We start from the raw sequence: 19,584 nt of genomic DNA, 5'->3' as shown, positions 1-19,584 counted from the left end.
CGGCTCACATCCGGAAGAGGCCGAACCGGTCACCGGTCCAGGTCTCGGCGAGGGGCGTGCGCGCGCACACGCCGAGGGCGAGGCCGAGCACGCGGCGCGTGTCGGCGGGGTCGATCACGCCGTCGTCCCACAGGCGCGCGGTCGCGTAGTAGGGGCTGCCGTGCTCGTCGTAGTCGGCGCGGATGCCGGCGGCGAACGCGGCCTCCTCGTCGGGGTCCCACGTCTCGCCGCGCGCCGCGAGCTGGTCGCGCTTGACCGTCGAGAGCACCGACGCGGCCTGCGGACCGCCCATCACGGAGATGCGGCTCGCGGGCCACGACCACAGGAAGCGCGGCGAGTACGCGCGCCCGCACATCGAGTAGTTGCCCGCCCCGAACGACCCGCCGACGATCACGGTGAGCTTGGGGACGCGCGTCGTCGCGACGGCCGTGACCATCTTGGCGCCGTCCTTCGCGATCCCGCCGGCCTCGGCGTCGGTGCCGACCATGAACCCGGAGATGTTCTGGAGGAACAGCAGCGGGATCCCCCGCTGGTCGCACAGCTCGACGAAGTGCGCCCCCTTGAGCGCCGACGCCCCGAACAGCACGCCCTGGTTCGCGAGGATGCCCACCGGATGCCCGTGGATCCGCGCGAACCCGGTGACGAGCGTGTCGCCGTGCTCACGCTTGAACTCGTCGAAACGGCTCCCGTCGACAAGCCGGGCGATGATCTCGCGCGGGTCGTACGGCGCTTGGACATCGACCGGGACGGTGGCGTACAGGTCCTCCCCGGTCTCCTGTACGACCGCAGGGCACTCGCTCTGCGCGACGTCCCATGCGGGCGCCGGGTCGGGCGGGAGCGTCGCGACGATGCGGCGCACGGTGTCGAGCGCGTCCTCGTCGTCGTCGGCCAGGTGGTCGACGACGCCACTACGGCGCGCGTGCAGCTCGCCGCCGCCGAGCTCCTCGGCCGTGACGACCTCGCCGATCGCCGCCTTCACGAGCGGCGGCCCGCCGAGGAAGATCGTGCCCTGTCCGCGCACGATGACCGTCTCGTCGCTCATCGCGGGCACGTAGGCGCCGCCCGCCGTGCACGACCCGAGGACCGCGGAGATCTGCGGGATCCCGGCGGCCGAGAGGCGCGCCTGGTGGTAGAAGATCCGGCCGAAGTGGTCGCGGTCCGGGAACACCTCGGCCTGCCGGGGGAGGAACGCACCCCCCGAGTCGACGAGGTAGACGCACGGCAGCCGGTTCTCGAGCGCGATCTCCTGCGCCCGCAGGTGCTTCTTCACCGTGAGCGGGTGGTACGTGCCGCCCTTCACGGTCGCGTCGTTGCACACGACCAAGACCTGCCGCCCGCTCACCACCCCGATCCCGGCGACGACCCCGGCGGCCGGCCACGCGCCGTCGTCCACGCCGTACCCGGCGAGCGGCGCGATCTCGAGGAACGGGCTGCCCTCGTCGAGCAGGCGGTCGACGCGGTCGCGCGGCAGCAGCTTGCCGCGCGCGACGTGCCGGTCGCGCGCCGACGCCGGGCCCCCGCGCGCGACGTCCGCCGTGCGCGCACGCAGCTCGTCGGCGAGCGCCCGCTGGCCGGCGTCGTTCGCCCGGGCCGTCTCCGACCCGGGGTCGACGGCGCTCGTCAGGATCGTCATCCGGCCGCCCCTCCCTGCCGAACCCGGGTTCGCTCCTCACCCGCGGCCGATCCTGGGGAGGGATCCAGGGTTCGGCCGGGCGCGGTACCACCGCCGGGCGACGAGCCACCAGCCAGGAGCGCGAGGGCCGGGTCCTCGAGCAGCGCGCCGAGGTCGGCGAGGAAGCGCGCGCCCTGCTCGCCGTCGACCACGCGGTGGTCGAACGACAGGCTCAGGGTGACGACGTCGCGCAGCGCGACCTCGCCGTCGTGCTCCCAGGGCCGACGCCGCACCGCACCCAGGCCGAGGATCGCCGCCTCGCCCGGCACGAGGATCGGCGTGCCCGCGTCGACGCCGAACACCCCGACGTTGGTGATCGAGATCGTCCCGCCCGTGAGGCGCTCGGGCGTCGTCCGGCCGTCGCGCGCCGTGACCGTGAGGTCGGTGAGCGCGGCGGCGAGGTCGGGCAGGTCGAGGTCCTGCGCGTCGGGCACGTGGGGCACGACGAGCCCGCGATCGGTCGCGACCGCGATGCCCAGGTGCACGCGGCGGTGCCGCACGATCTCCGCGGTGCCGTCCGGGAGGTCGTGCCACGCGCTGTTGAGCGCGGGGTGGCGCGGCAACGTGAGGCACAGCGCGCGGGCAGCGAGCGCCAGCACGGTGATCCGCGCGCCGCGCGCGAGGCGGTGGGTCCGCAGCCGCTCCAGGAGCTCGACGCTGCGCGTCACGTCGACCGTGAGGAACACCGTCGCGTGCGGCGCCGTGAACGCGCTCGCCACCATCGCCGCCGCGGTGTGCTTGCGCACCCCCCGCACCGGCACGACCTCGGGTTCGAGCCCGACCCGCGCGTCCCCACCGGCGGCTGCCGAGCCGGGAGACGTGACCCCTCGCCCGGACCCTCGCGACGCGAGGTCTCCCCTCTCGCCTGGGGGCGCCGTCAGGTGGGCGGGCGTCGCGTTCCGCGCGGTCGGGGTGGCCGACGCGGTCGACGCGGCGAGCGTGCCGTGCACCTCGCGCTGCTGCCGCACGACGTCGCGGTGGCAGCTCACCGCCGCGAGGACGTCCTCGCGCGTGATGAGGCCGTCCCGGCCGGTCCCGTCGACCCGGTCGATGCGCACACCGAGCTTCTTCGCGAGCGCCCGCACCGGCGGCGTCGACCGCGGCCGCTCTCCGGCGACGGTCCTGCCGGACGCACCGGGCGCCGTCGTGCCGCCGAACCCGGGGATGTCGCCGGGCTCGACGACGCGAGTGACCGCAACCCCTGGTTCGACGACGGGCGCGGCGACGGGCGCCGCGGGGGTCGGCGGACCGTCGGCAGGGCGGGCCCGACGGCGTCGCGCCGGCCTGCCGGTGGTCTCCGGCCGCGCCCCGTACCCGACGAGGTTGGGCTCCGGCCCGTCGTCAGCCTCCGGTGGACCGGCGGGCTGCGGCGCGTCCTCGGACGTCGCGTCCCCGGCCGAAGGCGCGCCGAACCCGGGCTTGTCGTCGGTGGCGGCGCCGAGCCCGGCGACATCCCCGGGTTCGGCGCCTTGGGGGGCGGGGGTGCCGTCGTCGACCTCGAAGGTCACCAAGGGGGCGCCGACCGTGACGGTCTGGCCCTCCTCGGCGTGCAGCGACGCGACGACGCCGGCGTACGGGGACGGGAGGTCGACGAGGGCCTTGGCGGTCTCGACCTCGGCGATGACCTGGTTGAGCTCCACGTGGTCGCCCGCGTGGACGTGCCAGCTCACGATGTCGGACTCGGTGAGGCCCTCCCCGAGGTCGGGGAGGCGGAACTCGCGCATCGTCATCATCGGGCCACCGCCTCGACGGTGCGGACCGACCCGGCCTGGCTGCCGGCCCCGCCCGGCGAACCGGCGTCGGAGCCCGTGCGCGGCACGAACGGCTCGACCCGCCCCAGGACGCGGTCGACGCCGTCGAGGATGCGGTCGAGGTCGGGGAGGTAGTGGCCCTCGAGCTTGGCGGGCGGGTAGGGCATGCCGTGACCGGTGACGCGCACGGGCGCGGCCTCGAGGTACTCGAAGCAACGGTCGGTCACGGTCGCGGCGATCTCCGCGCCGAGCCCGGCCTGCCGCGGTGCCTCGTGCGTGACGACGACGCGCCCCGTCTTGCGCACCGACGCCGCGACGGTGTCGTGGTCGATGGGCGAGAGCGAGCGCAGGTCGATGACCTCGACGGACACGCCGTCGTCGGACGCGGCGACGGCGGCGTCGAGAGCGGTCCCGACGAGACCGCCCCACGTGACGAGCGTGACGTCGTGGCCCTCGCGCACGACGCGCGCGCGGTCCATGGGCAGCGGGTCCACCGGGTCGGGGTCGACCTCGCCCTTGAGGTGGTACCGGCGCTTGGGCTCGAAGAGGATCACGGGGTCGTCGCACGCGACCGCCTGGCGCAGCACGGTGTACGCGTCCTGGGGGTTCGCGACCGACACGACGCGCAGCCCGGCGGTGTGCGCGAACAGCGCCTCGGGCGACTCGGAATGGTGCTCGGCCGCGCCGATCCCGCCGCCGACGGGGATGCGGATCGTGATGGGCAGGCGCACCTTCCCGCCGGTGCGCGCGTGCATCTTGGCGAGCTGCGACAGGATCTGGTCGAACGCGACGAACACGAAGCCGTCGAACTGGATCTCGCACACCGGCCGGTACCCGCGGTACGCGAGCCCGACGGCCGTCCCGATGATCCCGGACTCCGCGAGCGGGGTGTCGAGCACGCGCCGCGGCCCGAACTCCGCCTGGAGGCCGTCGGTCACGCGGTAGACGCCGCCGAGCCGGCCGACGTCCTCGCCCATGACGACGACGCGGTCGTCGTCCGTCATCGCGCGGCGCAGCCCCGCGCCGAGCGCCTTCGCCACGGTGAGGGTGCTCATCGCGCCACCCCCGTCGCGGTCGTCCCCGTGCCCGACGCCGCCCGGTCGCCCGCGGCGCCCGGCCCGCCCGCGCCGTCGTCCCCGTCCTCGCCGTCGCCGAACGACTCGAGGTAGTGCGCGTACTCGGCTCGCTCGCGCTCCAGCGCGTGGTGCGGCTCCGCGTAGACGTGCGCGAAGAGCGACAGCGGCGGCGGGTCGGTGAGCGCGACGCACCCGGCGCGCAGCTCGGCCGCCGCGGCGTCGGCGACGCCCTGCACCCGGGCCGCCTCCGCGTCGTCGAGCACCCCGACGGAGCGCAGGTACGCCTCGAACCGCGCGAGCGGATCGCGCCCGGTCCACTCCTCGACCTCGGCCGCGTCGCGGTACCGCTTGGGGTCGTCGGCCGTGGTGTGCGGGCCCATGCGGTAGGTGACGGCCTCGATGAGCGTCGGGCCGCCGTCGTGGCGTGCGCGGTCGAGCGCCGCGCGCGTCACGGCGAGCACGGCGAGCACGTCGTTGCCGTCCACCCGCACGCCCGGCAGGCCGAACCCGCGGGCGCGCTCGGCGAGCGGGACGCGCGACTGGAGCGCGACCGGCTCGGAGATGGCCCACTGGTTGTTCTGGCAGAAGAAGACGACCGGCGAGCGGTACGTGGACGCGAAGACGAACGCCTCGTTCACGTCGCCCTGGCTCATCGCGCCGTCGCCGAAGTACGCGACCCCCACCGGCAGCCCCGCGGACGCGTCGACCCGGCCGGCGTCGACGTCGTTCTGCACGCCCATCGCCCAGCCCGTCGCGTGGAGCGTCTGCGCGCCGATGATGACCTGCGGAGACGCCATCCCGATCGCGTACGGGTCCCAGCCGGAGACCGCGACGCCGCGCCACACGCGCACGAGGTCCACGAGCTCGGCGCCGCGCACGCGCGCGACCGCGTGCTCGCGGTAGGAGGAGAAGACGAAGTCGTCGTCGCGCAGCGCGCGCGCCGAGCCGACCTGGGCGGCCTCCTGGCCGAGCAGCGGGGGCCACAGCGCGAGCTCGCCCTGCCGCTGGAGGGCCGTCGCCTCGGCGTCGATGCGCCGCGCCACGACCATGTCCTCGAGGAGTCGCAGGAGCGTCGCCCGGGCGGTCTCGCGCGCGGCGTCGTCGTGCGCCGCGGGGTCGAGGTCGGCGAGCCACCGGTCGAGCTCGGGGTCCGCGAGGCGTGTGCCGTCCTCGGTCAGCACGCGCAGGGTCGGCGTCGACGCGCCGTCCCCCGGGTCCTGCCGCGGCAGGTCCGCGCGCACGTCGGCACGCCCGTCCTCGCGCACGTCCTTGCGCACGTCGTGCGCCACGTTCTTCCGGTCTGCTCGTGCGTCGCGCGGGGTTGCCGCCCGGTGACCGTTCTGCGCCTTCGGCGGGGTCGCCGCCGTCGGTCCGGTCCGCACCGCAGGTTCGCTGGGCATCGTCGCCACCTCACCTCGGGGAGCCGGTCCTCTCCGTCGAGGACCGAGGTAGGGCGAACGTAACCCCTGCCGCGCACATGGCTCCACCGACCTCCGCCACGCTGCGCAGTGTGACCGCCGTCACTCGGTTAGGGTGAGCACCATGCACAGCGCCGACGCTGTCGACCTCGACCTCCTGCTCGCCCTCGCCGACGACCCGCGGGCGACGATCGTCGCGCTCGCCGACCGCCTCCGGCTCTCGCGCAACACCGTGGCGGCGCGCCTCGCCCGGCTCGAGGCCGAGGGCGCGTTCCTCGACCTCGACCGGCGCATCGACCCGCACGTGCTCGGGCACCCGCTCACGGCGTTCGTCGAGGTCCAGGTGCGCCAGAAGGAGCTCGCCCGGATCGTCGACGACGTGGCGCGCATCCCCGAGGTCGTGCAGGCGTTCGGGCGCAGCGGGACGGCCGACCTGCGCGTCACCGTCGCGTGCCGCGACACCGACCACCTGTTCCGCATCGACGCGGCGATCCTCGCGATCGACGGCGTCGAGCGCACGGAGACCTCGCTCTCGATGGGCGAGCTCATCCCCTACCGCCTGCGCCCGCTCATCGAGCAGCAGCGCCGCGCCGCCCGGTGACACGGGCGGCACCGACGCCGGTCCGGGCGTCGCGCCGTCGGGTCAGCTGAAGCCGATGGCGCGCTGCGCGACACGGTAGGCGAGGACCGTGACGCGCCGGCCCGCCGGGCCGGGGAGGTTGGCGATCTGCCCGAGGCCCGACCAGCGCACCTGGTGGTAGAGCTGGGGGTCCTGGGCGCGCAGGCGCGACCAGAGCCGCTCCTTCTCCACGAGGCACGCGGGCGTCCCGGCGCGGACCAGCAGGATCGACGACACCGCGCAGATGATCTCCACGTAGTGGAGCAGGTACCGGCGCAGGCGCCGGTCGGCCACGGGCGTGCGGGAGACGTGCTCGAGCATGAGCCAGTTGACGCGGAGCTGCTGGTCGAGGCGCTTGAGCATGACCGCCTCGTGCACGGACTGGTCCTCCCGGCCGATGAAGTACCGGTAGAGGTCGACGTCGAGGTAGTACAGCGTCCGGACGTGCGCGAGCGGGACGAGCGCGTACAGGTTGTCGACGTAGAACGTGTGCTCGGGCAGCCGCAGGCCCGCGTCGCGCAGCACCTGGGTCCGGTACATCAGCGCGTGCATCATCATGTACTGCCGCTTGGCGAACCGCCGGGTCTGGGACCAGGTGAGGACGCGCCCGCGCGGCAGCGCCCCGCGGTACCGGACGGCCGTCTTGACGCGCTTGCCGACCTTCTCGTAGACGAAGTTGCTGACCAGCAGGTCGACCGGTGCGGCTCCGGGGCCGTCGGGGTCCACGAACCGGCGCACGAACCCGCGCAGCGTCGCGAGCACCTGCGCGAGCGCGGCGCGGTCCACCCAGTCGTCCGCGTCCACGACCTTGAGGTACTCCCCGCGGGCGTGGTCGAGGCCGGTGTTGATCGCCGACCCGTGCCCCCCGTTGGCCTTGCGGAGCACGTGCACCTCGCCCGGGTACCGGTCCGCGTAGCCCTGGGCGAGCGCCGCCGTCCCGTCGGTCGAGCCGTCGTCGACGACGAGCACCTCCACCTCGGGCCCGAACCCGACGAGCGAGTCGAGGGCGCGCGCCAGGTACGGCTCGGCGTTGTACGCCGGCACCACGACGGTCAGGAGCGGGGTCACGACGCACGCACCTCTCCGGCGTGCTCCGCCTCCGGCGCGGCCGGCACCTCGGGCACCTGCTTGAAGATGACCTTGAAGATCGGGAAGAACACCCAGAACGAGATCGCCGCGTTGATGATCATCGTCGTGAAGTCCGCGAGGGTCTCGCCCGCGGCGCCCAGGCCCCACGTGTCGATGAAGAGCTCGTAGATCGGCGTCTTGTACAGGCCCTGGGCGGCGGCGGCCGCGATGGAGATGACGACGTACGCGATGGTGTACCAGAGCGCGGCCTTCGCGACCGACGAGTTGGACTTGAACGTGATGTTGCGCTGAGCGAAGAAGTTGATCACCTGCGCCACCAGCAAGGTGATCTGCACGGCGAGGAAGTATGCCAGCCCCCCGCCGCCGCCCGGGAGCGGGCCGGCGGCGTAGTCGAACACGTAGAACGTCGACCCGTCCGGGTTCGTCCCGACCGGCCAGACCTGGAAAGCCACGTCCACCAGAGCGGTCATGCCGAAGACCCACTTGATGAGGGGCATGAGCGCGAGCTGGAGCACGGTGATGCCGTTGCTCAGCACGAGGAACACGACGAACTGGGCGGTCCCGGGTCGCTTCTCGGAGAACCGGCGCCAGGCGTCGCGGAGGCGGGTGAACATGGGTCTTCCCTTCGAGCAGGTCAGGCGTCGCCGCGGAGGGTGCGCGCGGTACGACGGTCGGCACGGCGGTTGCGGACGAACCCGCGCAGGACGGCGCCGGTGCCGCGGAAGAGGTGGCCGTTGACGATGCGGACGATGCCGTCGACCATCGCGGCGTCGACCAGGCCGCCGGTCATCTTCCCGATGGCCCGGAACGGCATGTTGAGCAGGAACAGGATGTTGAGGTCCGGCGCGCCCTTGCGGTCCGCCGCGTCGTGCCGCCAGGACAGGATCCGGAACGCGAGGCGGGCGAGCGGCGACCGCGCGTCCGCGAGGCGCGAGAGCGGGTCGTTCACGCCGAGGGGACCGGACCACGCCGCCGTCGGGACGGGGCGGCCCAGGAGCGCCGCGAACTGGGCGTCCGACACGTCGTGCACGCGTCCCGTGCGGTACGGCTCGGGCAGGTCGTCCTCGCTGCGGGGCGGCACGGTGCCGGTGAGCTCGATCGTCGCCCCGAGCGGGAGGTCGTCCACGTGCGAGCCGACCAGCACCGACCACGCGCCCTGCTCGACCTGCCACGCACCGGTCGCCACGTCCCAGTGCCGGAACGCGGCGTCTCCCAGCGGCACGGTCACCGTGCGCGACTCCCCCGGCTCGAGCTCGACGCGCACGAACCCGGCGAGCGTGCGGACCGGGCGGTGGACCCCCGGCGTCTCGCGGCTCGTGTAGACCTGCACCACGTCGGCCCCGGCGACCGGCCCGGTGTTCGTCACGGTCACGGTCACCGTGACCGTCGCGTGGTCCGTCGTCAGGTCCATCGCGGAGCCCGTCGCGGTGTCCGTCGACCTGTCCGCGGCGACCACGAGGCCGGAGCGCTCGAACGTCGTGTACGACAGGCCGAACCCGAACGGGAACGCCACGGGGACGTCGGCGCTCGTGTAGTACCGGTAGCCGACGTACAGGCCCTCGCGGTAGACGGCGGTGCGCCCGGTCGCGGGGAACGACCCGGCGGTCGGGGTGTCCGCGAGGCGCACGGGCAGCGTCTCCGCGAGCCGTCCCGAGGGGTTCACGACGCCCGTGAGCACGTCGAGGATCCCGCCGGCCCCGGCCTGCCCGGAGAGGTAGCCGTGCACGAGCGCGCGGGCCGAGCCGAGCCACGGGGTGGAGATCGCCCCGCCGCCCGCGAGCACCACGACGGTGGCGGGGTTCGCCGCGGCCACGGCCTGGAGCACCTCGACCTGCGCCGGGTGCAGCGCGAGCGTCGAGCGGTCGAGCCCCTCCGACTCCGCGATCTCGTCCAGGCCGAGGAAGAGCAGCACGACGTCGGCGCCGCGGGCGGCCTCGACGGCCTCCTCTCGCAGCGCGGCGTCGGGGGTGCCGTCGCGGTGGAAGCCGGGGGCGAACGACGTCAGGTCGAGGCCCGAGTCCCCGATCACGTCGAGCACGCTGTCGAGGCGGGTCGGGTTCACCGCGGACGAGCCGGAGCCCTGGTAGCGCGGGGTGCGCGCGAAGTCGCCGACGACCGCCACGCGCGTTCCGGCGGCGAGCGGCAGGATCGCGTCCTCGTTCTTGAGCAGAACCGCCGAGCGCGCCGCGACCTCGCGGGCGAGCGCGTGGTGGGCGTCGGCGTCCACGGCCGGGGCGGTGCCCGGCTCGCGGGCGTCGGCGACGAGGCGCAGGACCTCGTCCGCGCGCGCGTCAAGGTCCGCCTCGTCGAGGCGTCCGGACCGCACCGCGTCCACGAGCTGGCGCGCCGAGCCGAGCCCGGCGGCGGGCATCTCGAGCGTCCCGCCCGCCGCCGCGGCCGCGACGACGTCGTTCGACCCGCCCCAGTCGGAGACGACCGCGCCGTCGAACCCCCACTCCCGGCGCAGGACCTGGGTGAGGAGGAACGGGTCCTCGTGGGCGTACACGCCGTTGACGAGGTTGTACGACGACATGACCGTCCGGGGCCGGGACTCGGCGACGACGATGCCGAACGCCGTGAGGTAGACCTCCCGGAGCGTCCGCTCGTCGACCACGGAGTCCGAGACCATGCGGCGCAGCTCCTGGGAGTTCACCGCGAAGTGCTTGGGGCACGCCGCGACACCGCGGGACTGGATCCCCCGCACGTACCCCGCGGCCATCCGGCCCGCGAGCAGCGGGTCCTCGGAGAAGTACTCGAAGTTGCGCCCGCCGAGCGGCGACCGCTTGATGTTGAGGCCCGGGCCGAGCAGCACGTCCACGTCCTGCGCCGCGGCCTCGGCGCCGAGCGCGGCGCCCACGCGCTCGGCCAGCTCGACGTCCCACGTGTTCGCCACGGCGGCGGCCGTCGGGAAGCACGTGGCCTCCTGCGAGGCCGCGATGCCGAGGTGGTCGGCCGCGCCGAGCTGCTTGCGCACGCCGTGCGGACCGTCGGCCAGCCACAGCGAGCGGACGCCGAGGCGCGGGACGTCGTGCGTCTCCCACACGGACTTCCCCGTCAGGAGCGCGGCCTTCTCCAGGAGGGTCAGGCTCGCGGTCGGGACGACGCCGGTCGTCGTGGTCGTCGTGCCCGGGGCCGAGGCCGTCTCGCCGGCCGCGGCGGTGGTCTCGCCGTGGAGCTGCACGGTGCTCTCCTTGCATGGTCGTGGGGTCGTGCGGGGTCTCTCCGAGCGGTCTGCGGGCAGGGCGAGGCCTGCCGTCGGCGGTGCGTCGACGACGGCGCAGCTCGGGACGTGCGGGGCGGGACCCGGTGCCGGACGGCGGTCCGGGGTCCCGGCGTCGGGCCGGCGGTGGTGGGCGCCACCGGCCCGACGGCGCCGGGTGCCGGGTCTCCCGGGCGGTCGCCCGCCCGGGAGGCCCGGTGGTCACCGGCTACCGGGCGGCGGGGACCGCCGGCTCGGAGGCGGGTGCGGCGACCTCCTCGGCAGCCGACCGGTGCCGACGAACGCGTCGGACCATGAGGAAGGCGCCGACCAGGACGAGCAGCCCGAGGAGGACCGACACGCCGATCTGGACGTACACCCAGGTGGGCGGCGTGTAGGTGACGGTCGCTCCGGGGGCGAGCCCGTTCATGGCGTTCGAGTTGGCCACCGTGAACAGGATGTTGTGGGTCGCGTTCCGGATGTCCGTGACGGCCTTCGCGGACGTCGTGTCGCCGAACGACTTCGACGGCTGGAAGGTGAGCGTCAGGTCCGTGCCCCCGTCGAGACCCTCGTTGGGGTTCATGTACGGGTACAGGTTGAAGTCGGTGATCGCGAAGCCCTCGAAGCCCCACTCGCCGCGCAGGACGTCCGTCATGAGCGGCCTCGAGCCGCCGGTCCACGTGGCGCCGATCCGGTTGAACGAGCTCATGATGCCGAGCGCCCCGACCGTCGTCTCCTCGATCGTGCCCTCGTCGTCCGCGATGTACCGGACGTCGAGGGAGACGTCCTTGATCGCGAGCTCGAACGGCTTGAGGTAGATCTCGCGGATCGTCTGCTCGGTCGCCCACGTCGCGGGGCCGTTGTCGACGCGGTTGGTCTCCTGCTCGTTGAGCGCGAAGTGCTTGAGCATCGTGTAGACGCCCTTGCTCGCCGCGCCGTTCGACACGGCGGCGGCCATCCGGCCCGAGAGGAGCGGGTCCTCCGAGTAGTACTCGAAGTTGCGGCCGCCGAACGGCGAGCGGTGCAGGTTCACCGCCGGCGCGTACCAGCCGTTGAGGCCCTTCTGGAGCGCCTCCTCGCCGATCATCGTGCCCATCGCGGTGCCGAGGTCGACGTCCCACGTCTGCGCGATGAGGACCTCGGACGGGTAGGCGACGCCGTTGATCGACGAGTTGATGAAGGACGAGAAGCCCGCCGGGCCGTCGGGCTCGACCGTCTGCGGCTTGGCGATCGAGGCGATCGCGGCCGTCTGGTACGCGCCGTTGAGCAGCATGTCCGTCATGTCGCCGACCGTCAGGGAGTCGAGCAGCTCGTCCCACTGCGGGTCGTCCTTGGGCAGCCCGCGCAGGTCCACGAGCGTCAGGTCGGAGCGCTCGCCCGTCGTCGGCATCTCGCCGTCGAACGCGGCGGCCTCGGCGTCGTAGTCCCAGGCGGCGAAGCCCTCCTGGGTGGCCGCGTCGGCGACGGACTGCTCGGCGGTCGGGGCCTGCGGGAACGTGCCCGCGAAGTCGGCGCGGGACATCGGCACGACGGTGCCGGCGCCGCCGTCGGCGCTGAAGCGCGCCGAGACGTCGTCGAACCGGTTGGTCACCTCGGCGAGGTCCGTCGCGCGGTGGTTGTCGCCCGAGTACACGACGTCGGACGCCACCGGGTACGTGATCGGCTCCGTGCCCGCCGCGACGGTGTGGGAGTCGGTGCGCAGGCTGATCGTGTAGTCGCCCGCCTCGAGGACGTACGCCTGCTCGCCCAGGTGGTCGTAGGACGCCATGTCCTCGACGGCGAGCTCGAGCGTCACCGTCTCGCTCGCGCCGGGCTCGATCACGCCGGTCTTGGCGAAGTCGCCCAGGACGACCTCGGACTTCTCGATGCCGCCGGGCGTGTAGGGGGCGGTGTAGTAGAGCTCGACGACGTCCCGGCCCGCGACGGCGCCGGTGTTCGTGACCTCGACCGTGACCGCGACGGTCCCGTCGACGTCGCCCGCCTCCGTGCCCGTGACCGCCCAGGCGAAGTCGGTGTAGCTGAGGCCGTAGCCGAACGGGTAGACCACGGCGTCGTCGTAGTCGACGAAGCCCTCGGCCGCGGCGGTCTCGTAGTACCGGTACCCGACGTAGATGCCCTCGGTGTAGTCGACGAACGGCGCGTTGCTCGTGACGGTCGCGTTGGACGTCGCCTTCTCGACCGCCGAGACCGGGTAGGAGGCCTCGATGTTCGAGTAGAAGAAGCTGCCGAAGTTCGCGAACGTCGGGTCGGCGGTGAAGTCCGCGGCCCAGACGTCGGTCGTGCGGCCGGACGGGTTGACCTCGCCCGTGAGGATCGTGCCCAGGGCGTTGAAGCCGGTCGCGCCGGGCGAGCCCGCGAGGAGGATCGCGTCGACGTCCGGGTCGGCCTGGAGCTCGCCGAGCTCGAGGGTCGTGGACGCGTTGACGACCACGACGACCGTGTCGAAGCTCGCCGTCGCGAGCGCGACGAGGTCCTTCTCGTCCTGGTTGAGCTCGAGCTGGTGCTGGCCGGGCTCGGCGTTGTCGTCCCAGCCCGTCATGTCGCGGGTGAGGTCGCCGCCCTCGCCGCCGGGGCGGCCGATCGTGACGATCGCGGCGTCGCCGAACTCGGCGAACGTCCCGGACTGCGCCTCGTAGTCGCCGACGGGCAGCTCGCCGATCGTGTAGCTCGACGCGTCGGGGTTGTCCATCTCGATGTGGCCGCGCGGGTTCTCGGCCGCGAACGCCTCGATGGTGGCGTAGACCTGGTCGTTCACCGTGAGGCCCGCGTTCTCGAGGCCGCCGCGGACGGTCACCGCGGAGTTGGTGTCGACCGAGCCGGAGCCCGAGCCGCCGAACACCGGGTCGGCGGACGCGCGGCCCAGCATGGTCACGCGGGCGTCCGCGGCGAGGGGCAGCGCGCCGGCCTCGTTCTTCGCGAGGACGATCCCGCCGGCGGCGATCTCCTCGACGAGCACCTTGGCGGCCTCGTCGACGGACTCCTGGCTGTCGTGCTCGGCCGTGTAGTACTCGGTGTCCCAGCCCGAGGACTCCTCGGAGTTGGTGAACGTGTAGGTGCCGGACCCGAGCTGGGACGCGACCCAGCCGCCCGCGACGTTGAGCGCGACGTTCGCGACGACGACGAGCACGGTCACCGTCGCGAGCACGGGTACCCAGATCCACAGGAACTTCTTGTTCGACATCGGTGTCCTGCCACCGTCGGCGTTCTTCGCCCTGGCGTTCACTGCATTCCTCCTCGAGTGCGGGCCCGTTCCTCAGGCTAGGAGCGGGGTACGGCGCCGCCCGCCGCGGCTGCACGATCGGTCGTTTCTGCGGCACGGACGGTCGTCGTCGTGCGCGACCCGTGCGCGGGGTGGTGCCTCGTCCGTCCGACGGGCCGTCCGACGATCCGCCTGAGCAGCCCGTCGGACGGACGAGGCATGGGTGGCTACTCCCCGGCCGGGGTGATGGTGCCGTCCTGGTCGATCTGCCAGGTCTCGCCGGTCGCGGCGGAGTCAGCCTCGATCGTGTACTCGCCGTCCTTGATGTCGACCGTGCCCTGGACGCGCGAGGCGGCGTCCGAGGGGACGAAGGGCACCACGAGGAGGCCGTACTTCACGGTCGGCTCCTTGACGTCGCTGGCGAGCATGATCTGCGCCCAGCTGTCGTCCTCCGCGAGAGCGTCGGCGACCGCCGTGCGCGCGTTCTCGAGGTCGGTCGCCACGTCGACGTCGGTCGACTGGCTCTCCGACGACGACGACCCGGCCGCGGAGTCGTCCCCGCTCCCGCACGCCGTCAGCCCGAAGGCCCCCGTGACGGCGACGAGCAGCCCGATCCCTGTGGTCAGCGCCTTGTTCCGCTTCACTTCCTGCTCCTTGGTTCGTTCGTGCCGCGGGCCCACCCCGCGGCCTGGTCGGGGCCGGACGGCGCCGGACGGGCGCCGTCCGCCCCGGGCGGCGGCCGCTCGTGCGACCGCCGCCCGTGCGGTCCGTCAGTCCGTGATCGGCCCGCCGTAGCTCAGGCCGAAGCCGTAGTCGTAGGCGTTGCCCGCGGCGTCGGTGTAGGGCGTCATGTCCTTCGCGACGTCCTCCTGCTGCGCCTCGACCGTGTCCATGTCCTTCGGGAACTGGACGGGCAGGCGGCCCTGCGGCTCGTGGAGGCCGAGCACGACCTCGAGGAGCGCCTGGTCGCTCGTGCCGAAGCCGACGACGATCGCGTCGGACGCGGCCTCGAACTCGGCCGGCACGATCGGGTTGGTCGCCTTGAGGACGGTGACGACCGGGATGTCCTTGCCGGACGCCTCGACGGCCGCCACGGCACGCTCGAACGCGTCGAGGTCCGACTCGTTCGCGATCTTCGACGTGTTGCCGAAGTACGAGCGGTTCTGCCGCGTGCCGTCCGCGAGCAGGTCGCCGGAGATCGAGGTCTGGCGCACGTTCGCGCCGTCCGCGGTGTACGGGCGGTACTGCAGCGACAGCGGGTACCAGGTGTCGTTCTCGACGTCGTGCCCGATGTTCGAGAAGGTGCCGCCGTTGTCCGGGCTGTCCATGCCCACGAGCACGAGGTCGACGTCGGACAGGTCCGGAGCGGTGTAGCTCGTGACCTTGTCGTCCGCGTCCATGACGGCCTCGTCCGTGACGACCGTGCCGAAGTACTGCTCGGCCACCTCGAGGTCGATCCCGGCGCCCTCGGTGTACTCCCCCGGCCCGAACGAGCTCGCGAAGCCGGTGTTGAAGTTGCGCGGGATGTAGACGGTCTTGTCCTTCCACGCCTCCGCGTCCGCGGCGGTGACGGTCTCGCCGTCGTTCTTCAGCAGGACCACGGAGTCGAGCTGCGCCGCGTAGCCCGCCTCGACCTTGTCGTCGCTCGCGAGGATCTCCGTGGACTCGTCCAGGTCGAGGTACGCGTTCTCGTACAGGCCCGGGTTGAAGAACATCGTGAGGATGCGCGCGCCGGACTCGCGGAAGCGCGTGTCGGCGTCGACGTCGTTCGTGCCGGCCTCGAAGTCGGCCTGCCACAGCTCGTGGGCGGCGAGGACCGGCGCGACGTCGTTGTTGCCGCCGAACATGTCGTGACCGGTCTTGAGGATCTCGTAGTGGCGCTGCTCCTTGGTGAGGTCCTCGGCGCCCCAGCCGGTCGCGATGACCGCGCCCTCGTCGTTCACCCCGGTCGTGACGCCCCAGTCGGTCACGACGACGCCCTGGTAGCCGTTCTCCTCGCGGAGCAGGTTCATGCGCGTGTCGTCGTAGGCCGTGCCGACGCGCTCGCCGAACAGCGGCTCACCCGCGCCGTCGAGCGCGATCGAGTACGCCGACATGACGGCCGCGGAGTCGAGCGACCCGAGGAACGCCTCGGTGTGCGCGTCGAAGTTGCCGCCCGGGTAGACCCCGTACTTGCCGGCGTCGGTGTGGGCCTCGCGGCCGCCCTCGCCGGGTCCGTCGCCCGCCCAGTGCTTGATCATCGCGTTGACCGACTCGGGGCCCCAGCCCTCCTGGCCCGTCGTGCTCTGGTAGCCGTCGACGTACGCGGCGGCCAGCTCGGTGTTCTGGTCCACGTCCTCGCCGAACGTGCCGCCGACGCGCAGCCACCGCGGCTCGGTCGCGAGGTCGATCTGCGGGCTGAGGGCCGTCGTGATCCCCAGCGCGCGGTACTCCGCGGAGGACATCTCGGCGAAGTTGTCCATGTGCTCGACGTCGAACGTCGCGGCGAGGCCGAGGTTCGACGGCCACCGCGAGATGTCCGCACCCTCGGCGTTGTAGCCGCCGGAGCCCGCGGTCGAGCGCGGGTCGGAGGCGAAGTTCACCGGGACGTAGGGCTCGTCCGCGCTCGCGAGCGACTCGGCGTACGCCTGCATCTCGTTCGCCCACGTGACGGTCGCCTCGACGTCGCTCGGGCCCGCGTGCAGGACGTTGCGCAGGTGGGAGTCCGTCAGGTACTCCTTCTGCGCGTCCGTGAGGCCGTCGGCCTGCGAGCGCTCGTGCGAGCTGAAGAGCATGAGACCGGCGATCTGCTCGATCGTCAGCTCCTCGGACAGCGCCGCGGCGCGGTCCTGCGCGCTCTCGCGCCAGTCCTCCCAGGTGTCGAGCGTCCCGTTCGCGTTCATGTCCTTGAACGCGTACTCCTGGCCGTCGACCTCCTCGGTCAGCAGCTCGACGGCGCTGTCCGCGCCGTAGGAGAGCGTGGGGCCGTCACCCGGGTTGTCGACGACCACGAAGGTCGTGGTCCCGTCGGTGACCTCCCGCGTGGTGAACGCGTCCGACGCGTTCTCCTCGTCCGGGGTGCCGGCCGTGCACCCCGCCGTGGCCACGAGGGCCAGGCCCGCGAGCGCCGCCGCTCCCCGGACGCGCGCCGCCCTGCCGTCGAGCTTTCCCGCCGTTGTCGTTGTCCTCATCGACCTTCCCTTGTCGTCTCCGCGCTCGTCGGCCACTGCGCCGTCCCCGCCGCCCCACCCGGGGCACGTGCGTGGCTGAGCGAGCTCTGCGAACCCGTCGAGGCCCGGGACGTCGTGGTCCCTGAGCCGCGCCGCCACGCTATGGACGGCCCGGGCGGCCCGGGCGGCCCGGTGCACGAACCGTCGCTTTGCGTGCACGATCGGTCGGCGAGGTCACGAGGTGGTCACGGCACGTGGGCCGGAGGTCCCGTCGGATCGGGCCCGGAAGGCCTACGCGGTGGTCGTCGCCGACGCGGCAGAGCGGTGGGCGCCGGTGGTCGGCGGCCGGTCCTGCGGCAGGGGGAGCAGCACGCGCAGCAGGAACCAGCGGTCCTCGGTGTTGACCGTCATGGAGCCGCCGTACTTCTCCGCGGTGTACCGGATGGACTTGAGCCCGTACCCGTGCCGGGTCCGGTCGGAGCGCCGCGTCACGATGTCGCCGCCCTCGGTGTGGAGCTCGCCGGAGAAGTAGTTCTCCACCGTCAGCAGCACGAACCGGTCGCGAGCGTAGACGGCGACCTTGATGATCCGCTGCTCCGGGTCGGGCACGGCCATGACGCCGTCGATCGCGTTGTCGAGGGCGTTGCCGAACACGGCGGCGACGTCCATGGCGGACATGAAGTCGAGCAGGGCGCCGTCGACCACGCACGTGAGGTCGATGTCGCGCTCGGCGCACTCCTGGCTCTTCGTCGTGAGGATGACGTCGAGCACCCCGTTCCCGGTGTCCGCCTGCCGCGCGTGACCCGAGATGCTGGCCTCCAGGTCGTCCAGGTAGGACGCCCGCCGTCGCGGGTCGACCTCCGCGCGGATCACGCCGATCTGGTGCTTGAGGTCGTGGTACTTGCGGTGGACGATCTTCATGTTCCGCTTGGACTGGAGATACTGCTCGTGCTGGCGGCGGAGCATCTCGTCGATGGCCCGGACCTCTGACCGCGCCTGGTGCTGGAGCCGCTGGCCCTGCTGCGCGTACAGGGCGACGAACCCGCACAGGTCGACGAGCGTGCGGATGTAGAAGATCTCCAGGCCGAGACGCCCGCTGAACGGGGTGTTCGCGTTGAGGAAGCTGATGTTGCTCATGAAGAACGTGACGAGCGCGATGGCGACGGCCGACGCGAGCTCGCCGACCGTGACGTCGAGCTCCTGGTCGGGGCGGAAGTGCCGGGACTCGACGACGTACGCGACCCCGTACCCGACGGCGTAGACGAGGACGAAGAACGCGACCTGCCACGCCGTCCCCGGCCGGCCCTCGGGCAGGAAGAAGAAGCAGTGGACCTGCCAGTGCAGGGCCGCCACGAGCTCGGCGAGCACGAGCGCACGGGCCGCGAAGTACCCGGCGTCCCGCGCCGAGACGCGCGCCGCCGCGACGATGAACCCGTACATGCACGCGACGGCGGCCGCCATGCCCACGGTCCAGAGCTGCCGCGGGAGCAGGTCGGCGAGGGCCTGCACGCCGACCTGCGCGCCGAGCGCCGCGGCGGCGAGCAGCATGAGCTGCGGGCGGGGCAGGCGCGGTCGACGCAGGAGCACGTAGACCACGCACGCGAGCCACTCCGCGAGCCCGGTCAGCGCGCGCGGGATGTCCGGAAGGGTCTCCAGGATCGAGGCCGCCTGGGTCACGCGCGACGCTCTCCGAGGTAGTCGGTCAGCGCCGCGAGGAACGCCTTCTTGCGGGCCCGGCTGATGAGCAGGTCGTGCCCGCCGACCAGGAGCACGCTGCTGCCCTGGATGGCCAGCACGTGCCGCAGGTTCACGAGGTAGCCGCTGTTGCTCCGGAAGAAGTCCTTGCCCTCGAGCTGCGCCTCGAGCGCCTTGAGCGGCCCGACCACGGAGTACCGCCCGTCGACGGTGTGCACGGTCGTGCGGTGCTTCGCGCTCTCGAGGAAGACGATGTCGTCGGTCGCCACGCGCGCGAGCCCGCCGTCGACGGCGAGCAGCAGGTAGTCGGCCGACCGGCGGCGGAGCCGCGCGACCGAGCGCTTGAGCTCCTGCGAGAACGCGAAGTACCGGAGCGGCTTGAGCATGTAGCTCAGGGCGTCGACCTCGTAGCCCTTGATCGCGTGCTGCGTCATGTTGGTGATGAAGATCAGCACGACGTCGGCGTCGATCTGCCGGATGCGGTGGGCGGCGCTGAACCCGTCGAGGTTCGGCATCTCGACGTCGAGCAGCAGGATGTCGAAGTCGGGCCGGTACCCGGCGACGACCTGCTCGCCGTCGGTGAACATGGCGACCGCGAACTGCTCGTCGTGCTCCCGCTCGTACCGTCGCAGGTACTCCACGAGCAGCGCGCTGCTCGCGGGGTCGTCCTCCACGATGCCGATCCTGATCACGATGCCGTTCTCCAGGGACTACGCC

At 72.9% G+C, this 19,584-nt stretch carries 13 protein-coding genes; 1 reads left to right on the top strand and 12 read right to left on the bottom strand.

Annotation, left to right across the window (positions count from 1 at the left end; translation table 11 throughout):
- Positions 1 to 4 precede the first annotated feature (4 nt).
- Genes FB00_RS05125 through FB00_RS05110 form a run of 4 tightly spaced genes read right to left on the bottom strand, consistent with a single transcriptional unit; the run spans position 5 to position 5,899 of the window.
- Entirely contained in the window at positions 5 to 1,633 is a 1,629-nt protein-coding gene (locus FB00_RS05125) for a carboxyl transferase domain-containing protein (protein WP_047231805.1), read from the bottom strand.
- Complete coding sequence (locus FB00_RS05120) at positions 1,630 to 3,405, bottom strand: dihydrolipoamide acetyltransferase family protein (RefSeq protein ID WP_419865515.1); 1,776 nt, start codon at positions 3,403 to 3,405, stop codon at positions 1,630 to 1,632. The genes FB00_RS05125 and FB00_RS05120 overlap by 4 nt, the downstream gene beginning before the upstream one ends.
- Positions 3,402 to 4,478 carry an alpha-ketoacid dehydrogenase subunit beta gene (locus FB00_RS05115; RefSeq protein ID WP_082141009.1) on the bottom strand — a complete coding sequence of 359 codons (1,077 nt, stop codon included), beginning with the start codon at positions 4,476 to 4,478 and terminating at the stop codon, positions 3,402 to 3,404. The genes FB00_RS05120 and FB00_RS05115 overlap by 4 nt, the downstream gene beginning before the upstream one ends.
- The gene (locus FB00_RS05110) at positions 4,475 to 5,899 is read right to left on the bottom strand and encodes a thiamine pyrophosphate-dependent dehydrogenase E1 component subunit alpha (RefSeq protein ID WP_082141045.1); all 1,425 of its coding nucleotides are present in this window, start codon (positions 5,897 to 5,899) and stop codon (positions 4,475 to 4,477) included. The genes FB00_RS05115 and FB00_RS05110 overlap by 4 nt, the downstream gene beginning before the upstream one ends.
- A gap of 142 nt (positions 5,900 to 6,041) precedes the next feature.
- On the opposite strand from FB00_RS05110, the gene FB00_RS05105 reads away from it, so the two are divergent.
- Positions 6,042 to 6,518: an Lrp/AsnC family transcriptional regulator gene (locus tag FB00_RS05105; protein WP_047231804.1), complete on the top strand. Its 477-nt coding sequence runs from the start codon at positions 6,042 to 6,044 to the stop codon at positions 6,516 to 6,518.
- Positions 6,519 to 6,560: 42 nt separating this feature from the next.
- Here FB00_RS05105 and FB00_RS05100 read toward each other — a convergent pair whose 3' ends face one another.
- The 8 genes from FB00_RS05100 to FB00_RS05065 form a co-directional block, all read right to left on the bottom strand.
- The gene (locus FB00_RS05100) at positions 6,561 to 7,604 is read right to left on the bottom strand and encodes a glycosyltransferase family 2 protein (RefSeq protein WP_047231803.1); all 1,044 of its coding nucleotides are present in this window, start codon (positions 7,602 to 7,604) and stop codon (positions 6,561 to 6,563) included.
- Complete coding sequence (locus FB00_RS05095) at positions 7,601 to 8,239, bottom strand: hypothetical protein (RefSeq protein ID WP_047231802.1); 639 nt, start codon at positions 8,237 to 8,239, stop codon at positions 7,601 to 7,603. Before FB00_RS05095 ends, FB00_RS05100 begins: the two co-directional genes overlap by 4 nt.
- 20 nt (positions 8,240 to 8,259) lie before the next feature.
- Positions 8,260 to 10,806, bottom strand: a complete 2,547-nt coding sequence (locus FB00_RS05090; protein WP_082141008.1) for a glycoside hydrolase family 3 C-terminal domain-containing protein — start codon at positions 10,804 to 10,806, stop codon at positions 8,260 to 8,262.
- Positions 10,807 to 11,053: 247 nt separating this feature from the next.
- Entirely contained in the window at positions 11,054 to 14,047 is a 2,994-nt protein-coding gene (locus FB00_RS05085) for a glycoside hydrolase family 3 C-terminal domain-containing protein (RefSeq protein ID WP_047231801.1), read from the bottom strand.
- Between the two features lie 203 nt (positions 14,048 to 14,250).
- A complete protein-coding gene (locus FB00_RS05080; protein ID WP_047231800.1) occupies positions 14,251 to 14,667 on the bottom strand; it encodes a hypothetical protein in 417 nt (138 codons plus the stop codon).
- A 126-nt stretch (positions 14,668 to 14,793) separates the two neighbouring features.
- Positions 14,794 to 17,193 carry a glycoside hydrolase family 3 N-terminal domain-containing protein gene (locus FB00_RS05075; RefSeq protein ID WP_052877452.1) on the bottom strand — a complete coding sequence of 800 codons (2,400 nt, stop codon included), beginning with the start codon at positions 17,191 to 17,193 and terminating at the stop codon, positions 14,794 to 14,796.
- Between the two features lie 270 nt (positions 17,194 to 17,463).
- Positions 17,464 to 18,849 carry an ATP-binding protein gene (locus FB00_RS05070; RefSeq protein ID WP_047231799.1) on the bottom strand — a complete coding sequence of 462 codons (1,386 nt, stop codon included), beginning with the start codon at positions 18,847 to 18,849 and terminating at the stop codon, positions 17,464 to 17,466.
- Complete coding sequence (locus FB00_RS05065) at positions 18,846 to 19,559, bottom strand: LytR/AlgR family response regulator transcription factor (RefSeq protein WP_047231798.1); 714 nt, start codon at positions 19,557 to 19,559, stop codon at positions 18,846 to 18,848. Before FB00_RS05065 ends, FB00_RS05070 begins: the two co-directional genes overlap by 4 nt.
- Positions 19,560 to 19,584 lie beyond the last annotated feature (25 nt).

It is taken from the genome of Cellulosimicrobium funkei, assembly GCF_001019615.1.
Lineage (GTDB): Bacteria > Actinomycetota > Actinomycetes > Actinomycetales > Cellulomonadaceae > Cellulosimicrobium > Cellulosimicrobium cellulans_E.
This window is presented reverse-complemented; position numbering and strand designations above follow the sequence as displayed.

Coding starts and splice junctions, on each gene's coding strand:
- FB00_RS05075 (WP_052877452.1), bottom strand. CDS start 17,193: ATGAGGACAACGACAACGGCGGGAAAGCTCGACGGCAGGGCGGCGCGC.
- FB00_RS05095 (WP_047231802.1), bottom strand. CDS start 8,239: ATGTTCACCCGCCTCCGCGACGCCTGGCGCCGGTTCTCCGAGAAGCGA.
- FB00_RS05110 (WP_082141045.1), bottom strand. CDS start 5,899: ATGCCCAGCGAACCTGCGGTGCGGACCGGACCGACGGCGGCGACCCCG.
- FB00_RS05115 (WP_082141009.1), bottom strand. CDS start 4,478: ATGAGCACCCTCACCGTGGCGAAGGCGCTCGGCGCGGGGCTGCGCCGC.
- FB00_RS05120 (WP_419865515.1), bottom strand. CDS start 3,405: ATGATGACGATGCGCGAGTTCCGCCTCCCCGACCTCGGGGAGGGCCTC.
- FB00_RS05125 (WP_047231805.1), bottom strand. CDS start 1,633: ATGACGATCCTGACGAGCGCCGTCGACCCCGGGTCGGAGACGGCCCGG.
- FB00_RS05105 (WP_047231804.1), top strand. CDS start 6,042: ATGCACAGCGCCGACGCTGTCGACCTCGACCTCCTGCTCGCCCTCGCC.